This window comes from Segatella cerevisiae, from assembly GCF_024054555.1.
Lineage (GTDB): Bacteria > Bacteroidota > Bacteroidia > Bacteroidales > Bacteroidaceae > Prevotella > Prevotella cerevisiae.
Genome location: NZ_JAMXLY010000001.1, coordinates 117,004 through 130,053 on the forward strand (window position 1 = coordinate 117,004; position 13,050 = coordinate 130,053).

At 43.2% G+C, this 13,050-nt stretch carries 5 protein-coding genes, 1 pseudogene and 1 CRISPR repeat array (1 of these 7 only partly in view); of the genes and pseudogenes, 5 read left to right on the forward strand and 1 reads right to left on the reverse strand.

What is annotated here, in order from left to right; genetic code table 11:
- Positions 1-51: 51 nt before the first annotated feature.
- Complete coding sequence (rhaD, locus tag NG821_RS00450; protein ID WP_252759687.1) at positions 52-870, reverse strand: rhamnulose-1-phosphate aldolase; 819 nt, start codon at positions 868-870, stop codon at positions 52-54.
- A gap of 260 nt (positions 871-1,130) precedes the next feature.
- Here rhaD and NG821_RS00455 point away from each other — a divergent pair, with 260 nt between their 5' ends.
- The 5 genes and pseudogenes from NG821_RS00455 to NG821_RS00475 form a co-directional block, all read left to right on the forward strand.
- On the forward strand, positions 1,131-1,736 hold the full coding sequence (locus NG821_RS00455) for a DUF6621 family protein (protein ID WP_252759688.1): 606 nt from the start codon (positions 1,131-1,133) through the stop codon (positions 1,734-1,736).
- A gap of 112 nt (positions 1,737-1,848) precedes the next feature.
- Positions 1,849-3,042, forward strand: a complete 1,194-nt coding sequence (locus tag NG821_RS00460) for a saccharopine dehydrogenase family protein (protein WP_252759689.1) — start codon at positions 1,849-1,851, stop codon at positions 3,040-3,042.
- 195 nt (positions 3,043-3,237) lie between these two features.
- Entirely contained in the window at positions 3,238-4,236 is a 999-nt protein-coding gene (gene recA, locus NG821_RS00465) for a recombinase RecA (RefSeq protein WP_252759748.1), read from the forward strand.
- Between the two features lie 286 nt (positions 4,237-4,522).
- On the forward strand, positions 4,523-6,475 hold the full coding sequence (gene dnaK, locus NG821_RS00470; RefSeq protein WP_252759690.1) for a molecular chaperone DnaK: 1,953 nt from the start codon (positions 4,523-4,525) through the stop codon (positions 6,473-6,475).
- Positions 6,476-6,949: 474 nt separating this feature from the next.
- Positions 6,950-7,423 (forward strand): annotated as a pseudogene (locus tag NG821_RS00475) (transposase); the annotation flags it as partial.
- Positions 7,424-7,543: 120 nt separating this feature from the next.
- A CRISPR array of direct repeats spans positions 7,544-13,050; the repeat unit is 30 nt; unit sequence GTTTCAATTCCATAAAGGTACGAGTAAAAC; it runs 3,498 nt beyond the window's last position.

Below are 13,050 nucleotides of genomic sequence, written 5' to 3' on the forward strand. Positions count from 1 at the left end.
ATGTCAGCCATTCCAAACGCCTCTATCAATCGTATCTTTCAAAACTCGCTCTTATTTGGGCAAATTAAAAGCTTTGGTCATTTCTTTCATTTGGGCATCCGACATGCCTTCTGGCTCAAAACCCATACTCTTGCATTCCAGATAAATCTTGGCACTCTTCGAAAGAACGTCTATCTGGTCAAAAGCATCCAGCACATCCAGTCCCTTGGCAAATACGCCGTGCTTCTCCCAAAGGACAACATCGTACTCCTCAAGTTCCTTCATTGTTCCCTTGGCAAGTTCTACACTGCCGGGCAACTGATAAGGCACGATTCCCAACCCCAGCGGGCAGAAAGCCTTTGTCTCAGGGATCATGCTCCAAAGCAGATGGGTCAGTACGTCCTTTTTCAAGAAAGGTCTGTGATGGCTCAGCGCTACAAGTTCTATAGGATGGGTATGAATGGTCGCCTTATAAGCAGAACCTTCACCCACCAGACGGTTATGAACGGCAAGATGACTTGGAAGTTCACTGGTAGGCAGCACTGGTTGGTCAGCGATGATCTCATAGTGGGCACAGTCATCGAGGATACGGATGACACTCCCGTTTTTCATAGGCCATCGTGCCAGATCGCGCATCCGTTTGCCGGTGCCTTTGCAGAAGAAATAGCACCCTTTCAAATGGGGAAGGGTCTCCCCTATTGATTTCACCTCATCAATAGCCGGCAGTTTTCTGATTCCGTCATCAACCAATTGAGTGATATTGATCGTGATATTGCCTCCATTACGTTCTGCCCAGCCATTCTGCCAAAGGTATCCCGCAATCTCGGCAACCTTGTCAATCTCTTCTTTCAAGGCCGGTCTGCCTTCCAAAATGCTCTTTGTCGAATTCATAATTTTTGTATTGTTTCTATTGATTTGTTTTGGCAAAAATACCAACTTCTAAGTATTTCCAACTAAAGGATTTGATTTTTAATCTTAAAGTTTTGAGATTTATCCGGCGCATCTATTCTCCTCTTGTCATTTTCTTTTGTGCAGCCCTGAAAGCCTCATCCGGACAAGCCTGACAAACTGTCTCGCACCACAGTGACGGGCTTGAGAATAAAATTCCAAAGTATTTGGGATATTATCAAAATTGTTGTACCTTTGTCTACATGAATGACTTGAATAAAAGCAACATCAAATGGTCTGAAAATGTCATCATCGCAGATGCTGACTACATTGATAAAGTGGCCTTTAATCTCATCGTCAACTTTGAAAGGATGATCGACCGTAGGATTCCACCGGCAGACATCAGCCGATGGGCTGTAGACATTGCCCTTGATGGCGGAATGCGCGAAGGGGACCATGAGACCCAGATTATCCTCATTCATGATCGGGATCATTCCAAACTTGACAATTTCAAGCCTTCAGTCTATGACAGCGAATTGAACGGTAAGGCTTTCAAGGACCCTAAACTCGGGGAGTTTATCTGGACCTCGATTTCTACAGAGAATATCATCAGCAAAAATGACCTGTTCCTGGAGATTGTCAAGGAGATCGCGTCTCAGAAAACAGTCAGGCGGATCATGATCATCCCAAACGCTGAAGACGGAGACCAATATGACAGGATCCGTCGGACATTTGAATATATTGACGATGACTCCAAGCATGTTACCGTCTTTTCCATGGAGCCTGTGCCCGGAGGCAATTTCAGGCAGGAAATTCTGGGCTATTCTTTGATGAATGCTTTAGGCATTCATGCTGACGAACTCCAATAGACTGTCTCCGACTGAAAGAAACGGAACCGGTGTTCTTCAGACCTCAGGACAGTTCTCCCGATAAGGCTCAATTGATCATTTACAGATTCTAATAATTAATTCATATAAAGACATGAGTAGAGTGCTATTACTGGGTGCCGGTGGTGTAGCCACTGTCTGCGCCTTTAAGATCAACAAGAATCCAGAAGTGTTCACTGACCTGATGATCGCTTCACGCCATAAAGAGAAATGTGACAAACTCGTCAAGGCTATCGGCAATCCGAATATCAAGACGGCTCAGGTGGACGCTGATGATGTGGAAGCCCTGAAAAAACTCTTTGACAGTTACCGCCCTGATCTGGTCATCAATCTGGTACTGCCTTATGAGGACTTGACGATCATGGATGCCTGCCTGGCCTGCGGCTGCAGCTATCTCGATACGGCCAACTATGAACCGAAGGACAAGGCTCATTTTGAATACAGTTGGCAGTGGGCCTATAAAGACCGCTTCGAAAAAGCCGGACTGACGGCAATTCTCGGATGTGGTTTTGATCCCGGTGTCTCTGGGGTCTATACTGCCTATGCTGCAAAACATATCTTCGATGAAATCCAATATCTCGATATCGTCGACTGCAATGCCGGAAATCATCATAAAGCTTTCGCGACCAACTTCAATCCGGAGATCAACATCAGGGAAATCACCCAAAAAGGACTTTACTACGAAAACGGCAAATGGATAGAAACCAAACCACTGGAGATCCACAAACCGCTGACTTATCCCAACATCGGCGCACGAGAAAGTTATCTGATGCACCACGAAGAACTTGAGAGCCTCGTGAAGAACTATCCGACGATCAAGCGCGCACGCTTCTGGATGACCTTCGGGCAGGAATACCTGACTCATCTCCGTGTGATCCAAGATATCGGTATGGCTAGTATCAAACCAATCAACTACAATGGTCAGATGATCGTTCCGCTCCAGTTCCTCAAGGCAGTTCTCCCCGATCCGCAAAAACTCGGATCCAACTATACCGGAGAGACGAGTATCGGCTGTCGTATCCGCGGATTGAAAAACCATCAGGAGCACACATGCTATATTTACAACAACTGCAAGCACCAAGAGGCTTACAAGGAGACCGGTATGCAAGGTGTCAGTTATACCACCGGAGTCCCCGCCATGATCGGAGCCATGATGTACCTCAAAGGCCTATGGAAGAAACCGGGAGTTTGGAACGTTGAGGATTTCGATCCGGATCCGTTCATGGAACAACTGAACAAGCAGGGACTGCCTTGGCACGAGATTTTAGATAAAGACCTGGAAGTGTAATCTTCTCCGTCTTCCCCACTGGCATCAGTCCTAATCACTTTCCGACGGACTCGCAAAGCCCATTATATACATCCATAATAATAGATACAAAAAACTATGACACAAGAAAACGCTGAGAATACAGATACAGACAACTCAAAGAAAACAGCCCAGACTGAGAAACAGCAGGCTGCCCAGAATGCCAAGATTCAGGCAATGAAAGACGGCAAACTCAAAGCGCTGCAGTCGGCTATGTCCAAGATAGAAAAAGACTTCGGCAAGGGATCTATCATGCGTATGGGTGATGAAAAGATTCAGGACGTAGATGTTATACCCACTGGCAGTATCGGACTCGATGTTGCCTTGGGTGTGGGGGGCTACCCTCGGGGCAGGGTCGTAGAGATCTACGGTCCGGAGAGTTCCGGCAAGACGACTCTCGCCATTCATGCCATTGCCGAAGCACAGAAGCAAGGCGGTATTGCTGCCTTCATCGATGCCGAGCATGCCTTTGACCGCTTTTATGCAAGCAATCTGGGCGTAGATGTCGACAACCTCTATATTTCACAACCCGACAACGGTGAACAGGCGCTTCAGATCGCTGACCAGTTGATCAGTTCTTCAGCCATTGACATCCTCGTCATTGACTCCGTAGCAGCCCTTACCCCCAAGGCTGAAATAGATGGAGAGATGGGAGACAACAAGGTCGGACTTCAGGCCCGTCTGATGAGTCAGGCGCTCCGCAAACTCACGGCCACTATTTCCAAGACCAATACCTGCTGCATCTTCATCAATCAGTTGCGTGAGAAGATCGGTGTCATGTTCGGCAATCCGGAAACCACTACCGGTGGCAATGCATTGAAGTTCTATTCTTCTGTCCGTTTGGACATCAGACGCGTCAGTTCCATCAAGGATGGCGACCAGGTGGTCGGTAATCTGGTACGTGTCAAAGTTGTCAAGAACAAGGTGGCTCCTCCTTTCCGTAAGGCAGAGTTTGAGATCACTTTCGGCCAGGGCATTTCCAAAGTCGGTGAGATCGTTGACCTGGGCGTAGAGTACGGGATCGTCCAGAAAAGTGGCAGCTGGTTCAGTTATAATGGCGCCAAGTTGGCACAGGGCCGCGATGCAACGAAGAAACTGCTTCAAGACAATCCTGAACTTTGCGACGAACTCGAAGGGCTGATCAAAAAGGCAATAGAGAACAAGAAAGAAGAATAGGACGAATGGGATTTCCGGTCTTGGCAATCTGTCAGTAATCGGTCACGTCCAAATGACCTCCTCATTCTGAGTTTCCGGTCCGGAAAGTCCGTCCTTAACCTTTTATTATATCGCCTTAAAAAGGCTCGGCGTACAAGCCTTGGAGAAAAAGAGACGTCTACAACTCGCATTTCTGCCAATTTGTCAAGTTTTCCTCTTGGCGGTCGTCTTGGCACATCGTTTGTATATTACCTAGCGGACAGCAATGTCCATGAAGCAGATAATAACAAACAATAAATAGATAATTATGGGAAAGATAATTGGAATTGACTTAGGAACAACTAACAGTTGCGTTGCCGTATTTGAAGGCAATGAGCCGGTGGTTATTGCTAACAGCGAAGGTAAACGGACAACTCCTTCCGTAATAGGTTTTGTAAAAGACGGTGAGCGCAAGATCGGTGACCCTGCAAAGCGTCAGGCTATCACCAATCCACAGAACACAGTCTACTCTATCAAGCGTTTCATGGGTGAGACCTATGATCAGTGCGCTAAAGAGATTGCACGTGTTCCTTATAAGGTCGTAAACGAGAACGGTTATCCTCGTGTAGAGATCGAGGGTCGCAAATATACACCTCAGGAGATTTCAGCAATGGTTCTCCAGAAGATGAAGAAAACTGCTGAGGATTATCTGGGTCAGGAAGTGACAGAGGCTGTGATCACAGTACCGGCATATTTCTCTGACTCTCAGCGCCAGGCTACCAAGGAAGCCGGTGAGATCGCAGGTTTGAAAGTTCGTCGTATCGTCAACGAACCTACTGCAGCCGCTTTGGCTTATGGTGTAGATAAGGCCAACAAGGAGATGAAGATCGCCGTATTCGACTTAGGTGGTGGTACGTTTGATATCTCCATTCTGGAATTCGGTGGAGGCGTATTCGAGGTTCTCTCCACTAACGGTGATACCCACTTAGGAGGTGATGATTTCGACCAAGTGATCATAGACTGGTTGGTCAAAGGCTTCCAAGCTGACGAGGGAATTGATCTGAGCAAAGACCCGATGGCTATGCAACGCTTGAAGGAAGCAGCTGAAAAGGCTAAGATTGAATTGAGTTCTTCTATGAGTACTGAAATCAACTTACCTTATATCACTGCTACAGGTGGTGTGCCAAAGCACTTGGTAAAGACACTGTCCAGAGCACAGTTTGAACAACTTGCCCACGACTTGATCCAGAAATGTCTGGTTCCTTGCCAAAGCGCTGTCCGCGATGCAAAATTGCAGGTATCTGACATTGATCAGGTCATCCTCGTAGGAGGTTCAAGTCGTATCCCAGCCGTTCAGACATTGGTCAAGAACTATTTCGGCAAAGAGCCTTCCAAGGGCGTCAACCCTGATGAGGTCGTCGCAGTCGGTGCAGCTATTCAGGGAGCCATCCTCAACAAGGAGCAAGGTGTAGGCGACATCGTCCTGTTGGATGTAACGCCGCTGACTCTGGGTATCGAGACAATGGGTGGTGTAATGACCAAGTTGATTGATGCCAACACCACGATTCCTTGCAAGAAGAGTGAGGTATTCTCCACTGCAGCAGATAACCAGACAGAAGTGACCATTCACGTTCTTCAAGGTGAGCGTCCGATGGCAGCAGACAACAAATCTATCGGTCAGTTCAATCTGACGGGTATTCCACCAGCACGTCGTGGTGTTCCACAGATCGAAGTTACCTTCGACATTGATGCCAACGGTATCCTGAACGTTAGTGCAAAGGATAAGGCTACTGGCAAGGAACAGAGCATCCGCATCGAGGCTTCAAGTGGTCTGAGCAAGGATGAGATCGACAAGATGAAGGCTGAAGCTAAACAGAATGAAGAGCAAGACAAGGCTCAACGTGAGAAAGTAGACAAGCTCAATCAGGCTGACTCCTTGATCTTCTCAACAGAAAGTTTCCTGAAAGATAATGGCGATAAAGTTCCGGCTGACAAGAAGTCACAAGTAGAACAGGCTTTGCAGCAATTGAAAGATGCACATAAGGCACAGGATGTTGCCGGCATCGACAAGGCAATGGCAAACCTGAATACAGTGATGCAGACGATGAGTCAACAAATGTATCAGAATGCAGGCGGTGCACAACAGCAAGCCGGTCCTGGTGCAGGAGCAGGCACTCAGAACAACAACCAGCAGTCTCAGGACAACACCAACAATAATAACAATGGTGGGAAGAATTCTGATGACAACATTCAGGATGCAGACTTCGAGGAAGTGAAGTAATTCACGACAAACGTATAGAAAATCCGTGTGATTCAAAAAGTCACACGGATTTTTTTGTGTCTGCACATCTAACGACTCTTATGGACTGAGGCAAACTGAATTTCTTTTTCTCAGTATGATGAGTCACATCCATTGATTCCCACACGGGTATGTGAAACAAATTTGCTCTCCCCTACCCGCCAATACAATATTGATATTTACCTCAGTATGAATCCAAGATAAACTCATAGAACACTGAAGTTCTTTTTGATCTTAAAGATAACCCCAGATATGGATGGAGAATTCAAATTACCGTTCATAGACAATAAGAAAATAAAGACTTGTGCTCCAAGATGTAGAAAACGACAAATATATCAGGAACAACCATTGGCAAAAGCCCTTTGTACCCCAAAGGGATGCCTATGAAAAGGATTATCAGAGCTTCCTAATACCACAAATCTTAGTCTCGAGAAAGTACGGATTCTCTCTAATTGCTTCCCGGATACGGATGTCCAGCTTTGCATTATCATCAGATGTGCAGTTCCATGAAATACGTAGGCAGCAGGAACCGGAAAGATTTTCTAAAGGACCTGAAGCTTGTCTATGTAGCATCGACAAAGGAAAAGGCTGAAATGGAGCTGGACTCCCTGAAGCAAAAATGGGGAGAAATCTATCCGATTGTCCTCAGATCATGGCGTGACAAATGGGACAATCTCAACCTATATTTCCAGTACAATACAGATATCCGAAGAATTATCTATACGACCAATATCGTTGAGGGTTATCACCGTCAGGTTCGTAAGGTAACGAATAACAAAGGGGTGTTCCCCAATGATGATGCCCTCTACAAGCTCGTCTACCTGGCATACCGCAATATCCGCAGGAAATGGGACCATGCCGATACCGAATTGGGGACTCACGGCTCAGCAATTGGCTATAAAATTTAGAGACAGATTCAAGATTATGTAACTTTGCTGACTGTAATGTCCCTCATCCGAAAAACACGATTGGAAATCGTGCCTTTCTGATGAGGTTAACAACTAAACAAAAAGGCTTTGACACAGTTCATCTGACTATCCCGATTTTTGCGTTTCAATTCCATAAAGGTACGAGTAAAACTCGGCAGAAACTTGTCATTGACGTCCAGATCCTCATAAGTTTCAATTCCATAAAGGTACGAGTAAAACAGTAACATCAGAACCATTAAAAGCCAACGCAAAAATGTTTCAATTCCATAAAGGTACGAGTAAAACTACCTTACGAGGATACTTTTCCGAAGCAATACTCCAGTTTCAATTCCATAAAGGTACGAGTAAAACCGCCCACGGGTCTATCTCTTCGCACCCTTCTATAACAGTTTCAATTCCATAAAGGTACGAGTAAAACCATGTTGGCGTATACCATCATCCACTCCGCAACGGAGTTTCAATTCCATAAAGGTACGAGTAAAACCAGATGTCGATACGCTTTGGCATCGTACAGGTCAAGTTTCAATTCCATAAAGGTACGAGTAAAACTTTGATCCGCCCTGATTCATACTATAAGTTCAGCCGTTTCAATTCCATAAAGGTACGAGTAAAACTTATCCGAATCTGTGCTCTTTGCGACGATCTTAGTCGTTTCAATTCCATAAAGGTACGAGTAAAACGTCTTTTGCGACACATACGAAAGCATTCCCGTGTCGTTTCAATTCCATAAAGGTACGAGTAAAACCTCAATTTCGAGGAGATCAAATGCCCACTACGAGGGTTTCAATTCCATAAAGGTACGAGTAAAACCGAGTTTCAACAAACCTCTTACGCCCATTTTCATTAGTTTCAATTCCATAAAGGTACGAGTAAAACCGAGCGGAAAATCCCTGAATTGCTTGATGATTTCAGTTTCAATTCCATAAAGGTACGAGTAAAACTTTGACTCGAATAGAACTAGGAGAGTAATTCACCTGTTTCAATTCCATAAAGGTACGAGTAAAACTGCCAAACCAAGCTATATGGTATATACGTCCTGATGTTTCAATTCCATAAAGGTACGAGTAAAACTGGGAGGGCAAAGATACTGATTCCTACCATTATCGGTTTCAATTCCATAAAGGTACGAGTAAAACCATTATTGCAAAAAGTTTTTATCCAAGCCCGATCCGTGTTTCAATTCCATAAAGGTACGAGTAAAACGATAGGAGCGCCTTCCGCAACGGTATCAAGGACAAGTTTCAATTCCATAAAGGTACGAGTAAAACTAAGTTAGCACAGAACATCTACCAGGTTGAAGTCAAGTTTCAATTCCATAAAGGTACGAGTAAAACGTGCGAAACTCGGTTACCCTGCTGATTATGTTGCGTGTTTCAATTCCATAAAGGTACGAGTAAAACTGCAGATTTTTGTGCAACGGGTGCTCCACGTCAATCAGTTTCAATTCCATAAAGGTACGAGTAAAACTGTAATGTTGAACTCTTTCATAGTTGTAAATTTTTATGTTTCAATTCCATAAAGGTACGAGTAAAACTTACGGCCAGCAGAATCACTTTCTTTTTTGTAGTCAGTTTCAATTCCATAAAGGTACGAGTAAAACGATACAACTGAAGGTAAGTATTGCACAACCGTACAGTTTCAATTCCATAAAGGTACGAGTAAAACTTTGTACGCACGCGGAAAGTTGACTGTGATGTCGGTTTCAATTCCATAAAGGTACGAGTAAAACTCTGAGCGTTGTTTGCCTTTGTTGTCGCATCACTTGGTTTCAATTCCATAAAGGTACGAGTAAAACAACGGCAATATACGTACATCCAATAATACCAGACGGGGTTCAATTCCATAAAGGTACGAGTAAAACTAATGGTCGCATCAATTGCTACCGCAAAACCGTTTGGTTTCAATTCCATAAAGGTACGAGTAAAACAGCCAAACGTGCAATAAATTGCATGATAGTAGTACGTTTCAATTCCATAAAGGTACGAGTAAAACCAGGGCGTTGCACCTGTTGCCCGAACCGCAAACATGTTTCAATTCCATAAAGGTACGAGTAAAACTATCTCTCGACGAGGTGTACAACAAGATCCGAATCAGTTTCAATTCCATAAAGGTACGAGTAAAACACATTAACGGATGAATTATGAAGAGCGTATCGAAGTTTCAATTCCATAAAGGTACGAGTAAAACTTGGTCCGGACCACAGGGATCATTCGATGATTATAGTTTCAATTCCATAAAGGTACGAGTAAAACTCTGGAATCAAATTGAATATTACAACTCTATATTAGGTTTCAATTCCATAAAGGTACGAGTAAAACCTTTTTTACCTCGTCTTCTCTCACCCCCAATTTATGTTTCAATTCCATAAAGGTACGAGTAAAACTTGATTATTCGATTGCGCTCAATCTTATCACAAAGTTTCAATTCCATAAAGGTACGAGTAAAACTCTGAGACGCTGCATTAATGCCTCCTCCAAACAAGGGTTTCAATTCCATAAAGGTACGAGTAAAACGGGCTTTTGGGTGGGATGAATAGCATCATGACGTTTGTTTCAATTCCATAAAGGTACGAGTAAAACTCGAATTGCCAACCGGCTTAATGATGGAGTCGGTCGTTTCAATTCCATAAAGGTACGAGTAAAACTTGGCGTGGCAGCTCTGACTGACGGTGCTACAACCGTTTCAATTCCATAAAGGTACGAGTAAAACTTAGATGGACATAGCGTTAACATTAAGGATGCAATTAGTTTCAATTCCATAAAGGTACGAGTAAAACCAATGTTCTTATGAATGCAGTTGGATTAGGAAGTGTGTTTCAATTCCATAAAGGTACGAGTAAAACGACTACATGTATGTAGATAAGTACAAGGTCATGGCAGTTTCAATTCCATAAAGGTACGAGTAAAACTGTTGTAGATATATTTTCCTGACTCCAAAAAATGCAGTTTCAATTCCATAAAGGTACGAGTAAAACCAGACGTGGTATCTGCATACGACTTTGCGGATGATGTTTCAATTCCATAAAGGTACGAGTAAAACTCAGGAAGAATTTGCACCGGATCGTACCGCAACGTTGTTTCAATTCCATAAAGGTACGAGTAAAACAGCCCCTTCTTCTCGTAGTTCACCCCTGTCTGTGCCGTTTCAATTCCATAAAGGTACGAGTAAAACTAATGGGCAAAGCTAAAATTAAGCCGGAGTATGTGTTTCAATTCCATAAAGGTACGAGTAAAACGATGTTGCGGACAAGTGAAGAAAGGCAGAAAGTAGTGTTTCAATTCCATAAAGGTACGAGTAAAACACGGAGATGTCTCGAACTATATCATTAAGCTATGCCTGTTTCAATTCCATAAAGGTACGAGTAAAACTGCTCGGTACGACCTACGCGAAAAACAGTCTCTTGGTTTCAATTCCATAAAGGTACGAGTAAAACAGGATAGTGATGTCTATCTCCAGTTGGTTTCTCCGTTTCAATTCCATAAAGGTACGAGTAAAACGAGATATTGCTCTTGAAAAGGAGGAGTACCCAAAGTTTCAATTCCATAAAGGTACGAGTAAAACTCTAGAGACGTGCTCTCTTTCTTACATGAGAGTACTCCGTTTCAATTCCATAAAGGTACGAGTAAAACACCGCAGGTTTCGTTACTTCGTTTGCTCGGAATAGTTTCAATTCCATAAAGGTACGAGTAAAACCAATCGCCATCGTGGCATTTTCGCCCGATTATGACGTTTCAATTCCATAAAGGTACGAGTAAAACGGGATAGTCCGCGTCATGGAGTGTTGCACTGTCTGCGTTTCAATTCCATAAAGGTACGAGTAAAACCCACAGCTGATTGAGCATTGTCTCACTCATCTTGATGTTTCAATTCCATAAAGGTACGAGTAAAACCGAATCTTTCATCGTACTAAACTTCCCGGCAACAGTCGTTTCAATTCCATAAAGGTACGAGTAAAACGAAAAAGACAGTCATACCGATGAGGAGATCATAAAGTTTCAATTCCATAAAGGTACGAGTAAAACGACCAATCTATGTGCGCAGCAACCGAGGATTGCTCCGTTTCAATTCCATAAAGGTACGAGTAAAACCTTTCCGTCTTTCTCAAATTCTCCTGACCAGAGTTCGTTTCAATTCCATAAAGGTACGAGTAAAACATCCTCAAAGAAGAAAAACCGAGGAACGTGTCTCAAGTTTCAATTCCATAAAGGTACGAGTAAAACGTGGTAGCCCCGACAGAATCACCCACGAAGCTGGTTGTTTCAATTCCATAAAGGTACGAGTAAAACTGTTAGATTCCTATAACGACAATATCTTCATGGCTAGTTTCAATTCCATAAAGGTACGAGTAAAACTGAATGCAGCTGCTGTTGCAGAAGCCATCTATGAAGTTTCAATTCCATAAAGGTACGAGTAAAACTATCATCTGCCCGATAAGAAGGGAATGTCAGTTCAAGTTTCAATTCCATAAAGGTACGAGTAAAACAGGGGCGGAAATCCTATTCAGTTCATCATGGACAGTTTCAATTCCATAAAGGTACGAGTAAAACTGCATGACCTCTCCCAGGACACATACAACAGATGCAGTTTCAATTCCATAAAGGTACGAGTAAAACCAGTTGACATAGTCTCCTTCTTGTTTGTTCCCTCGTTTCAATTCCATAAAGGTACGAGTAAAACCATCAAGCATATAATATCCATCAGACCCACATATGTTTCAATTCCATAAAGGTACGAGTAAAACAGGGCGAAGCGGTTTAGGTCTTGCAGCACAAAAAGCAAGTTTCAATTCCATAAAGGTACGAGTAAAACTTTTCGCCGTCAACATTGCGAAATATAGGGATTATGGTTTCAATTCCATAAAGGTACGAGTAAAACTATTGTTTACTTTCATCTGCATTTATAAGGACTTGTTTCAATTCCATAAAGGTACGAGTAAAACTCGCGCGCGCCTTTGCAAGTTCACGTACAAATATACCAGGTTTCAATTCCATAAAGGTACGAGTAAAACTCCGCAGGCGACCGCGGAGTAGTCCAGTTTGGAAAGTTTCAATTCCATAAAGGTACGAGTAAAACAACCGCACGAGTAACCTATTTGCGTGTAAATCTCGTTTCAATTCCATAAAGGTACGAGTAAAACTGTTTAACGTTTGAGAATCAGAATATTGGTACTTTGTTTCAATTCCATAAAGGTACGAGTAAAACTATTCGCCGTCTGATGTCATTGCACCGTCACCAACGAGTTTCAATTCCATAAAGGTACGAGTAAAACGTATCAGGTGGATAACTTATCCAGTTAATAAAAATAGTTTCAATTCCATAAAGGTACGAGTAAAACTCAAACCCTTTGAACCGCTCTCAGAATCTATTTTAATGTTTCAATTCCATAAAGGTACGAGTAAAACAAGAGCAAGACAAGCTATTTGATGTCATGAAAAGCAAGTTTCAATTCCATAAAGGTACGAGTAAAACGTTACAACCGAAGGTGGCCATGTCATTCTCGACTGGTTTCAATTCCATAAAGGTACGAGTAAAACAATTCTATCTACTAATTGTCTTTCAGAATAGCACGTTTCAATTCCATAAAGGTACGAGTAAAACGGTGTTCCGGTTCATTCGGTTGACAAAGGA

What these genes read in the sequence shown, in the direction of transcription:
- rhaD (WP_252759687.1), bottom strand. Translation starts at nt 870, where the DNA reads ATGAATTCGACAAAGAGCATTTTGGAAGGCAGACCGGCCTTGAAAGAA.
- recA (WP_252759748.1), top strand. Translation starts at nt 3,238, where the DNA reads ATGAAAGACGGCAAACTCAAAGCGCTGCAGTCGGCTATGTCCAAGATA.
- NG821_RS00460 (WP_252759689.1), top strand. Translation starts at nt 1,849, where the DNA reads ATGAGTAGAGTGCTATTACTGGGTGCCGGTGGTGTAGCCACTGTCTGC.
- dnaK (WP_252759690.1), top strand. Translation starts at nt 4,523, where the DNA reads ATGGGAAAGATAATTGGAATTGACTTAGGAACAACTAACAGTTGCGTT.
- NG821_RS00455 (WP_252759688.1), top strand. Translation starts at nt 1,131, where the DNA reads ATGAATGACTTGAATAAAAGCAACATCAAATGGTCTGAAAATGTCATC.